Origin of the sequence: Dasania marina DSM 21967, from assembly GCF_000373485.1 — a bacterium.
Classification (GTDB): domain Bacteria; phylum Pseudomonadota; class Gammaproteobacteria; order Pseudomonadales; family Dasaniaceae; genus Dasania; species Dasania marina.
Window position 1 is genome coordinate 249847 of the sequence record NZ_KB891585.1, and the last position, 19749, is coordinate 269595.

The 19749-nt window shown below is 43.9% G+C and carries 12 protein-coding genes; 3 read left to right on the plus strand and 9 right to left on the minus strand.

Annotated features, from left to right (window positions below):
* Positions 1-13 precede the first annotated feature (13 nt).
* Both B067_RS0110700 and B067_RS0110705 read right to left on the minus strand, forming a co-directional pair.
* Entirely contained in the window at positions 14-1063 is a 1050-nt protein-coding gene (locus tag B067_RS0110700) for a LysR substrate-binding domain-containing protein (protein WP_019530081.1), read from the minus strand.
* Between the two features lie 130 nt (positions 1064-1193).
* Complete coding sequence (locus tag B067_RS0110705) at positions 1194-2618, minus strand: aldehyde dehydrogenase family protein (RefSeq protein ID WP_019530082.1); 1425 nt, start codon at positions 2616-2618, stop codon at positions 1194-1196.
* A gap of 285 nt (positions 2619-2903) precedes the next feature.
* Here B067_RS0110705 and surE point away from each other — a divergent pair, with 285 nt between their 5' ends.
* A complete protein-coding gene (gene surE / locus B067_RS20235; RefSeq protein WP_019530083.1) occupies positions 2904-3734 on the plus strand; it encodes a 5'/3'-nucleotidase SurE in 831 nt (276 codons plus the stop codon).
* 522 nt (positions 3735-4256) lie between these two features.
* Here surE and B067_RS0110715 read toward each other — a convergent pair.
* From B067_RS0110715 to B067_RS0110730, 4 genes are read right to left on the minus strand one after another with little or no spacing between them, the layout of a single operon-like run.
* Positions 4257-5399: a PepSY-associated TM helix domain-containing protein gene (locus tag B067_RS0110715; RefSeq protein WP_019530084.1), complete on the minus strand. Its 1143-nt coding sequence runs from the start codon at positions 5397-5399 to the stop codon at positions 4257-4259.
* A gap of 22 nt (positions 5400-5421) precedes the next feature.
* Positions 5422-6141, minus strand: a complete 720-nt coding sequence (locus B067_RS20240; RefSeq protein WP_019530085.1) for a hypothetical protein — start codon at positions 6139-6141, stop codon at positions 5422-5424.
* A 5-nt stretch (positions 6142-6146) separates the two neighbouring features.
* A complete protein-coding gene (locus B067_RS0110725) occupies positions 6147-7490 on the minus strand; it encodes an OprO/OprP family phosphate-selective porin (protein ID WP_169335569.1) in 1344 nt (447 codons plus the stop codon).
* 52 nt (positions 7491-7542) lie between these two features.
* Positions 7543-7977: a hypothetical protein gene (locus B067_RS0110730; RefSeq protein WP_019530087.1), complete on the minus strand. Its 435-nt coding sequence runs from the start codon at positions 7975-7977 to the stop codon at positions 7543-7545.
* A gap of 387 nt (positions 7978-8364) precedes the next feature.
* On the opposite strand from B067_RS0110730, the gene B067_RS20245 reads away from it, so the two are divergent.
* Both B067_RS20245 and B067_RS0110745 read left to right on the plus strand, forming a co-directional pair.
* Positions 8365-9474, plus strand: coding sequence for a PepSY-associated TM helix domain-containing protein (locus B067_RS20245; protein WP_083921409.1), 1110 nt, complete (start codon positions 8365-8367; stop codon positions 9472-9474).
* Between the two features lie 21 nt (positions 9475-9495).
* Positions 9496-10875: a P1 family peptidase gene (locus B067_RS0110745; protein WP_019530090.1), complete on the plus strand. Its 1380-nt coding sequence runs from the start codon at positions 9496-9498 to the stop codon at positions 10873-10875.
* Positions 10876-11340: 465 nt separating this feature from the next.
* Here the strand turns inward: B067_RS0110745 and B067_RS0110750 are convergent, their stop codons facing one another.
* The 3 genes from B067_RS0110750 to B067_RS20250 all read right to left on the minus strand — a co-directional run bounded on the left by B067_RS0110750 (position 11341) and on the right by B067_RS20250 (position 19735).
* On the minus strand, positions 11341-13779 hold the full coding sequence (locus B067_RS0110750; RefSeq protein ID WP_019530091.1) for a TonB-dependent receptor: 2439 nt from the start codon (positions 13777-13779) through the stop codon (positions 11341-11343).
* Positions 13780-14231: 452 nt separating this feature from the next.
* Positions 14232-16352, minus strand: coding sequence for a TonB-dependent receptor (locus B067_RS0110755; RefSeq protein WP_035801979.1), 2121 nt, complete (start codon positions 16350-16352; stop codon positions 14232-14234).
* A 116-nt stretch (positions 16353-16468) separates the two neighbouring features.
* On the minus strand, positions 16469-19735 hold the full coding sequence (locus B067_RS20250; RefSeq protein ID WP_019530093.1) for an amidohydrolase family protein: 3267 nt from the start codon (positions 19733-19735) through the stop codon (positions 16469-16471).
* Positions 19736-19749 lie beyond the last annotated feature (14 nt).

Genomic DNA, 19749 nt, shown 5'->3' on the forward strand with positions numbered 1-19749 from the left:
CTAGTGAACGTTTTTAAGGAGCTGAGTTATATCGATTTTTATGGTGACTAGGATGAACCATGAATTCATCGTCAGAGATATTTATGGCTTCAGGAAACTCTTCTTCTATCATTTTTAATAGCCAGTTTCGGAAACGGTCTATGGGTATGGCATCCCACCGATCTACACGTGCAATAAATAAATAGGCACCTAATGCTAAATTCTTAAAGTTTTCATTGTTAGCACCTACGTCAAGCAAACGACCACTTTTCAAATCATCTGCAGCAACTAAATAATTAGTCAATGCCACGCCGCTGTGATGACGAGCGGCCTCCAGTGTCAAATGGCTTTGCCAAAGACGCGGACCAGAAAGCTCAATGTCTTCATCAATACCATTGGCGGCTAACCATGAGCGCCAGCGCTCAAATCCATCCTCATGTAATAAATGATGCTTAAGTAAATCTCGAGGGGTATTAATAGCCTCTTCTCGCTGCAGGTATTCAGGGCTAGCCACAGCAATAATCGGTGGCCTAGCAATCTCTAAGGCACGTACATAAGCGGGTAGCTCTAACGCGGGACGGTAATAGGGAGAAAAACGTATATCTACATCGGCTTCGCGCCTTTCGAAATCAGGCCCTTGGTTGGTAGGCCGTAGTTCAATATCCAGATTGGGATAAGATTTTTCAAATCTACCTAAACGAGCCATTAACCACTGCAAGGTAAAACCGGGCATGCTCCAGACTTGAACTTGATCCACATTATTGTGCTTCATTAATTCCACCGTGGCATTGGCGATCGTATCAATGGCCAATGCAATTTCCTGGTGGTAACGGACGCCGTCTTCGGTTAGCACAGCACCCGCAGGTGTACGCTCTATCAGCTTGGCGCTGGTCCAATCCTCTATGCTTTTAAGGTGGCGGCTAACAACCGCATGATCACGGCACAAATGCTGCGCAGCCTTTCTCACACCGCCTAAGCGCGCAACGGCATCAAAAGCTCTCAGCGCTTCAAAGGGAGGTAAAGACTTACGAGCAGGCAGTTTTGATATTGAAGGCGTTAGATGATTAATTTTATCGTCGGGCATTTAAATACTCCTAGCACGAAGGTAACAATAAACGCCCCCTTCACAATTGTCCACAGCTATGTTTAAGGTTTTCCTTGGTATTTCGCATGGTAACAAGTTAACCCGGCTTTCTGTCTGTTACGTCGCTTGCTTAGAAAAAAACCGCCTTTACTTCTAGATATTCCTCAATTCCCCAGGCGCCTCTTTCGCGACCGTTACCGGATTTTTTAAATCCACCAAAGGGTAAGTCTAGTGCGGCGGCAGCGCCATTTATATGTACCATACCCGCTTGTATTTTCGGGGCTACGTCACGTGCCTGCATACTGGATTTTGCAAAAATATACGCCGATAATCCAAATTCCGTATCGTTAGCCATTGTTACTGCATCGGATATATCATCGTAGCGTAAAACACACAAAACGGGGCCAAAAATTTCTTCTTTAGCAATACTCATACTACTGGTTACGTTGCCAAAAATTGTGGGCGCAACATAGTAGCCTTTAGAAAACCCCTCGACCCTGCCTGCCTGACCGCCCACGATAATGTCGGCGCCCTCCTCTTTTCCTAGGGCAATGTAATGACAGACACGTTCAAATTGCTGCTCATTCACCAAAGGCCCCAGTATGGTGCCTTCCTCAGCTGGGTCCCCTACTTTCATCTTGCCGGCAACCGATTTTGCAACGGCAATGGCTTCATCATAATCGTCGTTATGCACCAACAGGCGAGTCGGTGCATTACAGGACTGCCCACTATTATAAAAACAGCGTTCCACACAATGGCTAACCGCGGAGACAATATCTGACCCAGGTAAAATCACAAAGGGCGACTTCCCTCCCAGCTCTTGTGATACACGCTTAACCGTTGGTGCAGCGGCGGTGGCAACTTCTACACCTGCTCGGGTGGAACCTGTAATGGAAACAATATCTACATCTGGATGACGTGATAAGGCAGCGCCGACTATATAATTACCCTGAACCAAATTAAATACACCGGCAGGTACACCCGCTTCATCAAGAATTTCGGCAAATAAGGCTGCACTATATGGCGCATACTCACTTGGCTTCAGCACCATGCAGCAGCCTGCTGCCAAAGCAGCGCCCACTTTTGCAACGATTTGATTCATGGGCCAGTTCCAAGGTGTAATGAGCCCTGCAACACCGATAGGTTCTTTACGAATCTCTGCTGAATCTCGTTGTGAGGAAAACTCAAATGACTCCAGTGTCGCCCTAATACTCTTCAATAGGCCGCTACCAACCGCAACCTGGGCGTTTCTGGACATGCTGATCGGCGCCCCCATTTCACTTGAAATCGCCTGCGCCATTTCTTCATAGCGGCGCGTATATACAGCTATAATCGCATCAAGCAAGTCAAGTCGGTAGGCCTTATCTGTTTGGCTAAAAGACGGAAATGCCCTCTTGGCAGCAGCAACCGCTTGATTAACAACCTGTGCATTGCTGAGAGGTAAGCGGCCTATAGGCTGTTCATTCGCTGGCGAGACAATGGTAAACCACTGTTCGATATTATCCGCATTCCAGCTGCCATCAATATAGTTGCTTTCTGTTAGACCTATTTCCATTATTCACCACGCTATAATTACTGTCTTAAAAAGATGCTTTGCTACAAGAATCAAAGAATTCCCACAACCATATCAATAATTATAGATCATCAGGCTGTAGTTGAGCGGTGCCAATAACGACCTTGATGGTGCTAGTACTGTTCAGAATATATATCATGAGTTGCAAAGTGACTGGTGTGTAATGGACACCATCAATAAGTATTTAAGCAACTCCTTAATAAAACTATTACCTTTATAGTAATGGTGATCAAATTCGATTTTATTTCACATTAGCATGGAGTTTATATGTTTATTTTTAGACCAAAAAACTATCAAATTATGTTATCTCTTCTATTATTTATAGCCTCACCAGCTATGGCCGATAAGAAAGATTACCGCATACTGCTTACCAATGACGATGGAATTCATGCGGCTGGATTAACAGCTCTTGTCAATGCACTTAGCCAAGACTATAAGGTGATAGTTTCTGCTCCAGCAAAAAAGTGGGGAGGTAAAAGCCACGCCACCTTACTATGGGAAAAACCTATAACTGTTGAAGAAATAACGCTGTCAAATAAAGCAAAAGGCTATTCCGTTCACGCCTTACCCGCTGATGCCGCTAGATTTGGCATTATACATCAACGTGAACTTAACCAGCCTGTGGATTTATTAATATCAGGTGTAAACCATGGTGAAAACCTGGGAACTCTCTCGCATTTATCAGGTACTGTTGGTGCCGCTATGGAAGGCACCTACTATGGCATTCCAGCGATTGCTGTCTCTATAGAGAAGCGCGCGGCGACAGAAAATGATTTTGCAGCAACCACTGAAGCGATTAAAATACTGATTGAAAAGATTAGAGAAAACGGCTTGCCTGTAGGGACTATACTTAATGTTAATGTACCGGAAAATGCCAAAGGAATGCGTATAGCCCCTATGGACGGAGTAAATGTTAGTGTGGATAGATTCATTAAAACGAACAATGATTATAAACCGGTATTTTCCTATCCTAAGGCACAAATGGGCTATAGCGACATGACTGTTTATAGCAAAGGCTATATTGCTGTTACACCGATAAAAATTGACTGGACAGATCACCAATCTCTTCAAAAGATGCATGCATGGGATCTTAACTAACTATAGAATACAAAAAGGCTATTGGAAATTATTTTTAATAGCCTAATTTCTATTTAGCGGTAACCCCTATGAATTACTATATGATGGGTAATGTCTAAAAACATGCTGTTTTAAATGTTTTAAGAGCACTGAATTAGTATGCGATTTCTCACTAAAATTGATAAATAAATTCACAAAAAAGAAGATTCAGGGATGGTTGGTATTTTTATTCTGCGATAACTAAGCTTGTCATCACACTGTGGCTATTTTTCCAGATATCATTATCTGGTTAGTATATGCTCTATACCTGAACACACAGGGTGTCTGCCTACTGAAACATTAGAGATTTATACGTATTAACTCACTGGAAAAGTGCAGCAGCCAATTTTGGCTATTGCACTTTGCTAAACAGGAGTTAGATTTGAATATGCAGTCTCCCTAAGGGAGAAGTATTTAACAGATTTCTCTTAGACCTTTCGCCGCAGCGCTTAAGGTAATTATGCAGATTCTTGATAATTTATACCGTTAGAGTATCGCGTGAGACTAAGGCGTAATACGCTTTCTTACCCACATACTAACGCCGAATATTGCTAGCAGTGCTGTCATTAGCCCAATTAATGAAACAACAAATGAACCCACCGGCCCAGCTAAGTGTCCACTGTGTAGTGGTAACCTTAACGCTGATAAAAAATCACCGGCGCTACCCGCTCTAGGATTCTCTACACCTAGAACATCTCCACTAGCACCGCCAATATAGATAGTATTTGGACCCAACCCCGTATTGCAATCACAGTCAAGGCTAACACTGTAGCTATTTTTCCCCATCGAATAAGATATTTTTTTCGGTATAGTCGGCAGACTATTACTGTCAGCATAAATTATTGCGGCTGTTAGGGCCGAAGTGAAATCTATCTTTTGAGAGGCTAATGCAGACTCATCGATAACAAGCTTCTCGGTGTATGGGGAAATAGTGTCGACTATGGGGTCAAACAACTCGCTAGACAAGTTCATGGATACACCACTAATAGCGGTAGTCAGCATAAAAACCCAACACCATAAGCCAATGCTTTTATGCAGTTGCAAAAACTTTATTCGCCAGGGGTGTCGCCACTGAACAAGCCAAGACTTCTTCCACGCCTTAAAAAATGTGCCTCCACGAGGGAGGGTTAGGTAAATCCCCATCAGAGACAATACTATCCAAAAAAGCCCTACTATGCCCAGAATTCGACTTCCCCAGGGCTTTTGCAGTAATAAACGATTATGCAGCTTGTAGATGAACGGGATAATATTTTGAGACTCAAAACAACATTCGCCCCACATACGCCTACCTTTTACCTCACCACTGACTGGATTGACAAAGACCTCATCATAGTCGATCTCATAAGGCTGGCTAGTAGTAGGGTTAACTCTTGGCTCAACATAGGCTATTAGGGCGTGTTCTGCTTCCTGGCTGATGGGTAGATAATTAACGAGAATACGCGGATCACTAGCTTCTATCTTTGCTACTAATTCAGATGCTGGTAAACTTCTTTCACCAGCCTCCGCAATGGTAAACAACTGAGGATTTAGCCATATTTCTAGTTGATCCTTAAAGGCAATAACACTACCTGTTAGGCCTGAGCATATAAGAAAGGCTGCTAGCATTAACCCAATATATCTGTGAAAAGTAACAACCTTCGCACGCATAAAACCACCTTTAAAATTGAAATTATATTGCTATCGAAAAACCAAGGCTAAGCCAAAATTGATCACCTAAGCCTTCGCGCTGAACATCTTTCTGCGCCCAGCTTTGGTTAATATTGGCAAATATTGCCGTGCTACCGGAAAGTTGATAAGTGATATCAACGCCCAGCTGTAAGTTATTAGGGCCATCATGCTTTTGGGTGGCAAAACCTAAATCAAAACCTTCGGTGACATAGGGCTCTATGCTTATACCCTGCTCTTTAAATTCAAAAATTGAGCGCAAACTTAACTCTACAAAAGCACCCGAGGCTTCGGTTGCATAGACATAATCCACTGATGGCACTATAGAAAATATGTCTTCAAAAACGACTCCCACTGAAAACTCATTATCATTTTCATTACTGCCTAAAAATGTCAGCCTCGTGTAGCCCACGGTAAATTCCGTGCCCGCCCAGTCAAAGCCGTATTCAAGCCCCACTTTCAGCTCTTGGTAGGGGTCATGGCTACCCTGGCCATACCACAAGGTAGCCGTGAGCGATTGCCAATGTGCAAATGCTTCTAAGGAGTACAGATCCTTGCCATCGACATTATCGCGGCCTTCGGCGATATAACGGCTGTGCTTAGCTAAACGCCCTTCAAATGTCACTTGACTATCATCGATAGCTGAGGCTTCAGCAATGGCTGGCATGGTACATAGAAACAACAAAGCCGAACTTTTTAATACTTTAAATTGATTTTTTAACATTGCTATTACCAGCTTAACTGACTACGCAATACCAAAGAATTACCGCTATGGTCGGTAGATCCTTGGGGCTGTACCGCTATGCTTTCGCTGACATCAAAATGTATTAAATTCGCAGAAACTCGCAGCTGAGCCCGGGGGTACCAATTAAGGCCTAGTGTATAGACATGACCTTTCCCCCCATAAATATCACCGTCCACCAAATCCATATAACTACCGCGCAAGGCCATTTCTAAAGCGCCTAAGCCGCCGGCCTCTACACCGTTGGTCGGTACTATGCCACCAAACTTACCACGCCCACGTTGATAGCTGCGCTGCTCGCCGGTAATAATCCAGGCGGCCTGCAGGTAGCCGCTAACAAAACTAGCATCTGGCAAATTCATATAATCTACCGTTTGTTGACCTAACTCTGCCTGCAATAACACATTATTATACTGATAAGCCGTTTCTAGGCCGGTATAGCTGATATCATTAGCGCTGTGAGTACCGGTATCAAACAACGCGGCTAGCTGGTGATTCTCTGGCTGGCTGCTTAATCGGTAATCGCCATCATCATCCAGCTCAACATAATAAGCAGCAACCCCCATATGCAGTGTTTGTTGATCATTTTGCCAAGGAGTCACTAATAACCGTGAGGCAAAACGCCAACCTTCGTTTTGACCTGCTGTAGTATCAGATTCTGGCTTACCAAACAAACCCGTGTTCAAAGACCACCAAGTGCCCTGAGTTTCAAGCCCTATGCCTACAGAACGACCTAAACTCAAAGCATTGTGCAGCGAACGCTCAAGAAAACTATGGTTGGAATCACTGGTTTCGTCATCCAGTGACACTGAGGCTTCGTGATGACCTACCCTAATGGATGTCACTTCACTTAATTTATAGCGAATGAATATGTCTTCGAAGCCTACTTTTTTATTACTAAAATCTATTTCTGCTACGTAATCTGTAGAACCACTAATATCACCTTGCACGCCAAGGCGTACGCGCCTGATTTCAGTGCCACTACCATAATCGTCATCAGCATACATAGCATCAGCTTGCAGCTTACCCCGTGATTTAAAGGTAAAACCCTCGGGCTTTGCACTAAATTTCGGGGCTGGGTTGCCCCAACTTATCGCCGTGTTGTTTGATGGCAAGATTAGCGTTTCCTCTATACGCCCATCAGCACGGCTGTTAGCAGTTTCAAGCCGCTCTAATCTAAGTTTTAATGAATCAAGCTGACGTTCCTGTACAGTGATGGCCTCACGAATCGTTTTAAGCTCATCTGCCTGCACTGCCGCCACCGAGGTCATGGCAACAGAAAATACCAGCAAGCCACTGTTAATTGAGCTAATTTTTTTATAAATTTCCATAAGTTTTTTAGTTCTCATTGCATTAATTTAATTATCAATAAAGGCCATATTGCTAAGGCGAGTTAGCGATAGGCTTCAATAGCAACTCACCACTTATCGTTTTGTCTGCGAAGCGGGCCTGCCAATGCTCAGTAATATTGCCATCACCCAATTGCCACTGGCTGTTTAAAAGAAAGCGACGGCCCGTTTTATATTGCACGCCATGCCCTTGACATTGCGCACGGCTAGCATTTTCTGAAAGCAAACAAGTAGCGCGATAAATTGAATAGTTATCTTTTCCATCTACCTCTAAAAACTGGCCATTTTTTTGCATGACTACCACGCCACCATCACCATCAGACCAAGACCCGCCAGCAGCAAAAACACGATTGCTCTCTGCAGCATTTAGCGATAGAGGCAATAAACACAATATCCATTTTGAAAATGGGCTAAATATAATTTTTTTGAGCCTATCTATAGGCTTGTTGATCATTGCAAACTCGTTCATCAGCTCTCCCATGCCTAGTTAGCGCTACGTTTTCGAGCCAGTATAAGAAAATCAAGACTATGAGGAAGTTGCCAATTGCTGTAGCCATGGTGATAAATTGGCAACAGCCCTGTAGAAAGGCGCTACAGCTACATATCAGGGGGGAAAGCGGCATGAAAATAGAGTTATACCTAGAGTCTAGCGCCTTAATCGGGGTTGACTCTGTACGGAAAATATTCGGGTACAGCAGCACAACTACCAGCACACCGGCAGTTGCTAAATCAGAATAGCTTGGTGACAAATTGGCAACTGAAATAGCTTATAGCTAGCCGTATACTACTGGCTTAATAATGATGTATTAAGTCACTTTTATCAGTTATCCCCTATTTAAAAACTTGGAACTGAGGCATGAAAACTTTTATCCAAAGATCTTTTTTATTATGCACAGCGATAATGGCATTGTTACTGGCTATTGCAGCTTTCACCGGCGCCATCCACGCATTTTATTATGAGATTGATGAATGGCTAAACCCACAGTTTTACCAAACCAACAGTTCCGGCCCTGCACTACCTGCCTCAGAGTTAATTACTCGCCTGGAAAATAAAGTGCCTGGGGCGGAAGTGTGGTACCAACAAATACCTGCAGCCCCTGGTAGAAGCAGCATGCTAGCAGTTTCACCCAGCTGGGATGAAAGCAGCGGGCAATATGCACAACTTGAAAACAACTACTTTTATATGGATCCAGTAAACGGTGAAATTATTGGCGCTCGTATGTGGGGAAAATGTTGTTTTGAAGCTGAAAACTTACTTAATTACCTCTATGAGTTGCACCACTCATTAACTCTGCCTGGCTCTATAGGCTCTTCAATTATGGGCGTGGTGGCCTGTGTTTGGGGCTTGGCCTGCTTGTGGCTACTGTATACCGCTGTTGTTAGAAAAAAAGGCCTATCCATTCTTGGCTTATCACTACCCACTACGGTTTTACTGGCAATATTAATGCTGCCGGTTGCGCTTAGTAGTATCGCCATGAATTTTTCACAGCAACTATTTAAGCCCATTGTGTCGCTGTTTTCTCCCGTCACTGCCAGTATTTATGAACAATACGCTGAGCGTAAGCAAACTAATTTTGGGGAACGACTGCTCAGCTATCAAGACGCTTATCAACAGGCTATTAAATTGGGCAAGCAGCGAGGCTGGACACAGCCTATAGGTGAGCTTTTTTATAGCCATAGCTATAATTTTTATGGCATGGCTTTTGGCTTTCGTGACCCCGCAGGTATGGGCAACAATTGGCTATATCTTAGCGCAGAAAATGGTGAGCTAGTTGGCAAAAAAACACCACGAATTGGTTCCGCAGGTGACTTATTCTACTTTGGGCAATTGCCATTACACAGCGGTAGAAGTCATGGCTTCATCAGCCAATTATTCATTTTTATCATTGGGCTAACCACAGCTGGATTGTCGGTTTTGATAATGATAAAGACCATAAAAAAAGTAATTTGGATAAAACCCCTTTAAATCAACAAACAAGGCAAGAGCATGGATTCTAGTAAAAAAATTAACCTTCCCATCATTTTTCTTATTAGCACACTTACCGCCCCTCTATCTTGGGCAGCTGCAAATCAACAGGACAGCCTGAAGCCACGTATTAACAGCAAAAGTGAAAGAAGCCTAAATTATGACTGGCCTATAATAAAAGTCGGTACAGGCAGCTATGAAGAGGGGCCGACGGGAGTTACCGTTTTTCATTTCGATCGCAAGGTTAATGTTGCTGTTGATGTACGCGGTGGCGGTCCAGGCACTGTTAATGCGCCCTATATGGACCTAGGTTACGATATGGCAGAACTCGATACAGTCGTTTTTGCCGGCGGCTCGTGGTATGGGCTGGAAGCGACTACGGCGGTGGCCACGGCACTAAAAGATGACGGCCTTCGCGATGGCGACGCCTTTTCCCTGACGCCTAATATAGCGATGTCGGTAGGCTCGATTATATTTGATTTTGGGGCGCGTAGGCTAAATGAAATATACCCCGACAAACGTCTTGCCCAAGCAAGCTATCGTGCGGCAAAAACAGGAAGCTTTCCGCTAGGCCCCCATGGTGCAGGGCGTTCAGCTGTTTCCGGTGGCCTGTTTGGCTGCAACGCGTTTTCTGGACAAGGTGGTGCCTATAGAGAAATTGGCGACATAAAAATTGCCGCCTTTACCGTGGTCAATTCCCTAGGTGCTATTGTAGACCGCAAAGGAAAAATAGCCGCTTGCTATCAAGGTGAAGGCTGGCCAGAAAAGATAGACATCGCAGAGCTATTAGCCAAATTCCCTGATAACTTAACAGACTGGGGTGATGATCAACAACAGGCTAGCAGTAAAAACACAACCATTAGCTTAATAGTAACCAATCAGAAAATGTCGCAAGCCGAGCTAAAACGTTTGGCCACCCAAGTCCATACATCTATGGGCAGAGGCATTCAGCCTTTTACCACTATCTTCGACGGCGATGTACTCTATGCCGTTTCTACAGCTGAACTTGAGGAGAATACTATGTCCTCCGCAGTGCTAGGCACTGTCGCATCAGAAGTCATGTGGGATGCCATACTGTCCTCGGTGCCTGAGCAGCCAAAACACGCAGTAGCTAATAACCGATTAAGCTTAAATAAAAAGCACCTAAATAAGCTAACCGGTGAGTATACCTTTAGTGAGTTTGCTCAAATCACGATAAGCAGAGACAGTAGTAAATTATACGCACAGGCTACAGGGCTACGTGACGTATTTGCTATAGGGCGTACTACAGCAACCGAATTAATCCCCGTTTCTAAGAATGTATTTATGGTGCCTGGTCGCTACCCGCTTACACTTAGCTTCGAAACGACAGATGAGCTAATTATCAACCCCGGTAAATGGCAGCAAACAGCTCGTCGTTGATACAGCCTTTTATTAAAGTTATGACCATTGGCTATTACAGCCAATGGTCATATTCTATAGTCCTTTTAATGCATCCCCTCTAAACCCCCTACCATTCATGATCGCTGCTCTGGCGTCTATATTGTAATTTCCATAGCCACTCCTGTACTAATCATTTGCCAAGCTATAGTTGGCAGCACAGGATCACAGCAGTAGTTCACCACATACTATATAAGATACAAAATTATGGTTTTTCAGAACGAGGAATGATGCTTTAATAAATTTATTCTAGCTTCATCTACTTGATATATAACTGATGCAATGCTTCACAAGAACATAGATTTATGTAAGCAAAAAACCATAACATATTTACAAGGCGTTGTTTACGCAGCTAGTGCTTATATAAAGTTTCAATAAGATAATAGCATGAAGGGTTTAGTTAAACCCTTCATGCTAACAAAGCCCATAATACTACTAGTATTGTGACTAATATCGATAAGCCAAAGTAAACCCTACAGTCCTTGGACTGGCAATGCTATCGCGAGCGCCATTGCCTAACCAATTTTCAAACACCCCTGTATCTAAGCCATGATAAGCTTCAGGAAAAGACCCTGTCACAGCTTTCTCATCGCCAATATTTTTCACATACAAAGAGGCTGCCCAGTTAATAGACTCTAGCGTTATCGATGTATTCCATAATGAAAAAGACTCTAGTTTTTTAGACAATGTACTATTTTCAGTAATATAATTTTTCATATTTGACTGATAGTAACCATTCAATCTTAGTACTAGATCCCAGCTTTCATTGACAGGCATTGTATAATCTAGTGCAACGTTAAGCAGCTGATCTGGGATTCCTGGCAGCTCTTCACCGTCTTCAGCAATGATATTATTAAACTGGCGACCAATAAAATCATCTGTTAACTCAGCGTTGGTATAAGTATATCCAGCAGAGTAATGCAATCTATCAGTCAAATACCCTTCAACTTCCATTTCCAGGCCTTGAGTTCTTGCCGACTGGCCATTAGCAGCCATAAAGAAACCGAAAGCACCTGTTGTGGTATTAATTTGAGGGGTATCCCAATCCACATAAAACAAAGAGACAGTATATGAGGTGCTTTCTGTTTTCCCCTTTATGCCCACTTCGTAGTTTATTGCCGAGTCGCTTTCATAGGTCAAAATTGTTTCATGGTTAGGCTCACCAAAGGGCAATCCAAAAGGCACTATCGCATTGGATCCACCACGGCGATAACCTTCAGAAATGGTACTGTACAACATATTCTCATCATCTAAATCCCAGGATACATTCACCTTGAATAAAACATCATCATCCTCAAAACTGGGCTGAGTCACGGTTGGCACAGTTGGATCACAAACACATATAGGAAAGCCTAACTGTACAGTGTTCTCAAATGTCGTTTTAAACCAGCGCATGCCGCCTGTAATACGTAAATCATCGGTGATGTTATAAGAGGCCTCACCGTAAAGTGAAATATCGCTAATTTCTTCATCCCTTTGATAGATAGTATCAATCTCAGTTGTTTCAAAGCCCAAGGCCAAAGGTGCATATTCGGCAAGGCCTTTTTGTAGGCTAAACTGCCCCACCTCTCTTTCCTGGTCCATATAAAATAATCCAGCTACCCAGTCAATAGAGCTATAACTCTCATTGGAGACAAATCTTAGCTCTTGTGTGATAGCTGAATCAGAAAATGAACGATCTGCAACCACCGCTGGACGCGGCATTCCTGGATAGTAGTTATTAAAAAACTGCCTTCCACCGCTCACCCAGATGGCTGTATTATCGCTCTCAGCATTGCCTTCATGTGTATAATAAGAGCTATTTGATGTCATGGTGGCAAAGCCCATATCCCACTCAAGGTCAAGGCTGGTTAACTCTACATCTCGGGAAGAAGGTTCTGCGAGTGTGGAGCCATTGTCAAACTCCCCATATTTGTTGCCAACATAATCCGAGCCTGGGGTAATAGCTCTACGCCCACCCGTCTCGTCGGACTGTTTCTGATAACTGGCCTGAACGCTTAAATCATTATTAATATTCCAAAGTATAGAAGCGCGGGCATAGGATATTTCAACCCAATCCATATCGTCTTTATTTTGGTAGCACGAGCCATTATTTACTTTTTGGTCGTTTGTAGCTGTTTCAGGTGCTATGCAATCACCAGCACCAGTATCAATCAGTGGGTCACCTCCAGGGCTTAACTGATAAAGGTTTTTGTAATCAATCACGCCATCATTATCGACATTGCCGGCACCAACACGAACAGCAACATTGTCCGTAATAGGTATGTTGACCATAACATCATTGCTTAAATTACTGCCGTCAGACCCTCGGGTTTGGCTATAATCAGTTTTTATACTGGCTTCAAATTGGCTAGGATCAGGCTTATTGATAATATACCGCACCGTGCCACCGAGCGAGCCCGACCCATACAAGGTACCCTGGGGCCCGCGCAGCACCTCAACACGCTGAAGGTCCTTGAGAAGAAAATTAGAAAAAATTGGTGTGGCATCGACATAAGTGGATACCGTAGGCACAGCAGACAAAGCCACATCACCTTGACTACCCCCATCAACATTCAAACCACGCACAATAATGCTATTAACGGTACCGGCATTTCTCTGGCCGCGATCAGCTACAACGATACCTGTCATTGATCTTAATAATTCGCTTTGATCTGTGATATGTTGTGCGTTTATAAGGTCACCCTGAACTGCTGATATATTATAAGGAATGTCCTGTATTGAGCTAGCCCGTGACGTAGCAGTTACTATAACCTCTTCTAGTTTTACACTGTTTTTTTCTTGTGCACTGGATACACTGGGTGACACAGTTAAGACAACGCTTGAAGCTAACGCTTTGGCCATTAAATTTTTTCTAAAAATTGAACGATTTAGATTAATCTGCATATTTTATTATCCTAATTCCTTTTGATTTACAATTAGCTAGAATAATCTACATTCGATCTTGTTAACCATTGTCAATTCCTATTGGCCTGGTGACATACGATCACCAGCAATAAAAAGATGTGGATTAAATAGCCATAATTAGTATGTGTCAATTCTGACTGATACGACTGTGAGGTGTAGCGTATATTCGGAATGAAATTAACTTTCTCTGCAGCGCGTTAATCTTTCAGTTATTTTTTAGTGGGGTGGTAAATATTACCGTTACCTGGTCTACAGATATAATATTTATTGAGCGCTTTATAGAAGCTTTGACATTAAAAAAATATGTTACAAAACCTATTTAGCATCAATTTTCACTGGTGTTAACTGAGGGGAAAAACAGTAGAAAATCCATCGCTACAGTCTACAAAAACTCTATGCAAACTGCAGCGCTGGACATTTAAGGTAGGAGCTTAAAAGTTGTAGCCAACTTTAATACCTATGGTACGAGGGCGTGTACGATTTGCGTTATTCCATGCGCTGTAGGGATCTATGTATTTATTCTCATCAGTCAGGTTCTGACCATAGAGTTCAAAATTCATATCACCCATGGTTAGGCCTAAGCGTGCATCCAACAAACCAATCTTGTCTGAAAACTGATCGACATATTCTTCAGGAAAGCTGGTTCTATCAACATAGGGCATTTCATCTCTGTAGCTATAACCTACGCGCAAAAACCCAGGATTAGCCTCCGTCCACATAAAGTCATATGTGGCGCCTAAGGTAAAGCTGTAATCAGGAACATAATCTATAGGATCCCCAGGGATATTCGCCGTATCAGTAGCGCCTATAGCCTTAACCTCAGCATCGATAATAGCTAGCGATGCATCAAGAGTTAGTGCGTCGGTGGCTTTCCAGTTTATAGAGCCATCAAAGCCGGTGACCTCCACTTTACCGATATTACTGATTAGTGACTGGAAGCCACGGCCTTGAATAAAGATCAAACCTCGACGCAGCATATCGTCATACTTAGTGTGATAAAGCGCCATATCTACATAGAGTTTACCGTCCAGCAAGCTGGCTTTATAACCTATCTCATAACTCCAAAGCGACTCTGGGTCAAAGTCAGGTAATTCAGCACCGCCAAAATCGTAGCCATTAAAACCACCACTACGGAAACCTTTTGCCGCGCTGGCGTATATACTTTTATTGTCATCTACCGCATACGTTAAGTAGAAACGAGGATCAACCGAATCAAAAGTGCCGCTTTGCTCACCAGCAGAACCGGATACAAGATCAGTTTGCTCGTCTTCAAAATAGCGAACACCTAAGCCTACATTTAATTGCTCTGTTAATTGATATGAAACATCGGCAAATACAGAGTAAGATTCGGAGGTTTGCTCGGTGAAGTAATCCGATAGATAAACTATACCGAAATATTCTGTTGCGACTTCGGGTATGCTTAAATCCATCGTCATATCACTGTAAAAAACACCAGTCGTCCATTGCAATTGATTATCGCCAGTAGAGGCAAGTCGCAGCTCTTGTGTAAATTGATCACCCGAATTGTGTCGGTTGCTGTAACCTGAGAGATCACCTGCGTAAACAGTTTCAGGGCCACCGAAGTACGAGAATGGGTATTTAACGTCCATTTCGACATAAGAGGATGAACTCAGTAACTCAGCAAAGCCTAAATCATAAGTTACCTCAAAATTATAAACGTCGTAATCCCACTCTTTAGGCTTTAATTTAGTTGATGGATCAACTGCGACGTACACAGTACGGTCAGGCTGTTCATAGCCCTGACCCAGTTCATATTCTGCGCTATAGGTCATTACTGTAGCAAGCACTTCTAGCTTATCTGTAGCTTTCCATAACGCTTTAAGACGTGCAGTTTTTAATTCTTCGCCATTGCCATCTTTAATGCCAGCTTCAGGCTGGTCTTGCCAACCACCACCATCTTTGAAATCTGCAGCTAATCTAACAGCAAATTTATCCTCTACTACAGGCGCATTAATAATTGCGGTGGCACCAAAACCAAGCTCACCTTCAGAAACTGAAAAAGCTTCACCTTCTAAACGTCCAGAAAATCCATCCATATTCGGGCGAGCGGTAATATACCTAATAGCGCCACCCACAGCACCTTGGCCGTAAAGGGTTCCCTGCGGCCCTTTCAGAACCTCTACCCGCTCTAAATCAAGTGTCCGAACAGGCAATATTTCGGTCCCGGTTAATACCATAGGTATTTCATCTTGATATATGCTGGTTAATGCCCCGCCGCCATGAGCATTGGCAATACCCCGTAAAAATACTTGATAGCTACCAGGTCCATCCTCTCGCATAGTTAAACCGGGTACGGCAAAAGAAAGGTCCTGAATATTATCAATCCCTCTAACTTTTAATTCATCGCCTGTTAATGTCGATACCGCCATCGGCACATCAATTAGCCGTTGTTCGCGCTTTGATGCCGTTACAAGAACTTCCTCAAGGCGGGCTGTTTCATTAGCAACAGCTGTATTGGCTAAGGGCATTGCTATAGCCAGCATCATTCCACTTCCTAGAAATCTTTTTTTATTCGTATATATTTGCTTCATAAGAACCTCCACCTTTAATAATTTCTGAATTTTAACAGTACCTTGATAGCATCGACTGCGGAAGGTGCCAAAGAACACCGCAGCGGTGCATCATTGTCACCATAATGTTTATAGGCTTATTGCCCCTCTGCAGCCCTATTCCAACCGGTGTTCTTATCATCGCCAAGCTCCCAGTAAAAGCTGGTTCTAGGGCGGTTATAATTACCTATTTCATTCATGCTATAGCTATCGTAAAGCCGACCACCAATCATGGTTTTAATAACCGTTTTACTGTTAAGAATATTTTCTAAGGGATTTTTATCTAGAACGATCAAATCAGCAAGCTTACCCACTGCAAGGCTGCCTATATCCTTGTCCATTCCCAGGGTCTTTGCACCATTGAGCGTTGCCGCCCGGAGTACCCGTTCATTACTCATGCCACCTTCGGCCATTAGCTGCATTTCCCAATGCATTGCCAAGCCCTGCACCTGCGAATGTGACCCAACATTAACCAGCGCGCCGGCGTCATCTAATTTCTTTGTCGATCTCGCTACGGCTTTAAACCCGATATCCCACAACTCATCGGCAGCATGTAAGCTGGTCATTGCTCTGGCATAGAGCGGTGCCGCGTATTGAATTCCCAGTGGGCTATAACCACTGGTAACCTCGGGTACAAAACTGTCTATACGCGGGTCTTCCCAAGGACGACTGTTTTGGTAAATGAAATTTTCACCCATGATTTCACCAAAGGTAGCCACCAGTGTTGGCGTATTCGCTGTTTGACTATGGGCAAGAATCTGAATCACATCGTCGTAATAGTTCGCAACTGGCAAGTTATGCTCTATGGTGTTATGGCCATCTAACACAGCACTGATATTATTATAGAAATGGCTCTCTCCCTCTATGGATACCATGACCTCCGCTTCCCTAGCAGCTTTAACCAACTGTTGCCGTTGTTGGCGCAGGGGTTGGCGGTAACTTTTTATGGTGCCGCCACCTAGTGCTCGCTTACGCAGCATTATATTTTGCGCGTCAGATAAGTTATCAACCGGTGTATAGACGGGGTCTGATTTACCTGGGCGTCCGTACACAACACTGCCTACCGTTACCGCACGGGGGCCAACCCTGTCGCCAGAACGTTGCATTTCACTGGCCGCATAGCTGGCCAACTCTGATGAATAAGGATCGAAATTGGTGGTAATACCAAACGCAAGTGATGCGTACAGGCTGGCTTGCTTTTGAGGGGTGCCGCCGGTCGATTCATAGTAACAACTGTCAACATGACCGTGCATATTAACCAGCCCTGGCATAATAGTTTTGCCACGGCTATCGATTATTTTTGCGCCCCTAGGTACGTTTATATCTTTACGTGGCCCAACCGCCACAATACGATTGCCGTTAACAATCAAAGTGCCGTCTTCAATTACACCATTACTTATTGTGATTAGTCGCGCACCAATAAATGCTACGCTACCTTCGGGAACATCGGCTTTTACTTTAAGATCCACCGACACAGGCGAGCTGTATTTCATTCCTTGAACCGTTAGGCCGTGCAGTGTTTCGCCCAACATCCAGTATAATTTTTCTGAATCAGTTGACCATGTCAGATTGTAACCGCCGACATCTGAAAGCTGAACTACTGGAGTCACTCCATTAGCTGCAGCTATCATCATTGCTCCGCCAGCATCAGCAAGGGGCATCACATAGTAATTTTGTTTTTCTTTGAAGCCCAGCCATTTAGCGTTAGGGCTGAGGGTTAGATCTGAATGATCAGCAGACTGCATAAGCGCATGCACACGTGGCTCGTAGCCCTGCAAGTTCACACTGATAAGTTGCGTTGCGGCAGTATTGTCCACAGTTGTATTTAAGTGGTAGTAAAGCCGTTTGCTGTTCGGAGAGAACTGTGGCGTTGTACCTTCTTTTGAAAGTATAAAGGGTTGTCGTTTGCCTGTAAGTGACAGTGTGTATATGCCACTGGCATTACCAAATCCCCCCATGCATTTGCTGTCTTCTTGGATTTGATACGCCAGCATTTTCCCATTCGGCGCAAAGACGGGGCGGCGAATAACGCCGCTGTTTTTTAATAAGGTTTCTGACTTACCCCCCTTAAGGGTTAACCGCCGTAATGCACTGCCTTTTTCATCGTCCCACTCTACATACACCAGCGACTTGCCATCGGGAGAAAATGCGGGCTCAAACTCAAAGGCTAGTGTATCGGTTAGGCGTTTCGGCTCGCCATTGGATAACGATTTATACCACAGGCGACCTAGAGCATTGAAAACGATAGCTTGCTTATCTGGTGATACCACTAGGTGCCTTATAGCTTTAACCGTTAAAGTTTCTGGCGCCACTACCTGTGGAAATCGGGTTGCCTCGGTAATACGGTGCTGTGTTCTAGCACGAAAAGGAATCTCTTCAGCGGTGGCAGTTTTCGTATCAACTTTATAAAGCTTGCCCTTACCCCAAATAGCAATATGACGGCCATCAGGAAACCAATCGTATTGTGGGTAATAGCTGCCTTGGGCAATCCACTCCCCTTGCATGTCACGATCTAAGTCGTCGTAAACAGGACGTTGTTCCCCGCTATCAAGATTGTAAACAAAGAGTACGGTTTTATCTTTTACTCGGCGCACAAAGGCGATTTTCCGACTGTCAGGTGAAACTTGCGCCGTTGTTGCACCACCAAAGCCTTTAAGTAATTCCCGAGTTTCAGCGGTCTCTAGATCACGCTGCATAATGGCGTGCACGGTATGGTTAGCATCAATAAAGACGCCAGTACCCTCTGGGCCACCGACTTTTTGGGTGTAATAGAAGTAGCGGCCATCGGGCGAAAACTGTGGCTGGCTTATATTTTGAAAAGTACTAGGAGACTCTAAAAGGGGCTGACCACTCCCGCCTTGAGTATTGTACAAGCGTATTTCAGAGGTGAATAAGTCACTGTATAAGGATGACAACTTTGTGGCTGCTATATATTGACCGCTAGCGTCCCAAACTGGATTGCTTACTACATCAGTGGATTCGTGAGTTACTTGCCTGGCCTGGGAGCCATCCACATTCGACATCCAGACATTATCTCCACCGCTTTCGTCGCTAATAAAGAGTAGTTTTTTTCCATCGGGGCTAAAGCGCGGCATACGCACCATGACGGGGCCGCCGTGTATTAATGCGGCTTCCCCCCCAGAGGTAGACATACGATAAATATCACCTAATAAATCAAATACTAAAGACTGGCCATCTGGGTGTATATCAACACTCATCCAAGTACCCTCTTCTAGGGTAAAGGCAACCTCCTTATAGGGTTGGCCGGTATTACTTACATCCCAGCTATCTGCAACTACCGACTCTACAAACCCCAGCGCGGAAAATAAACACACAAAAATAATCGCACATCGATACTGCTGCATCGTACACCCCAATA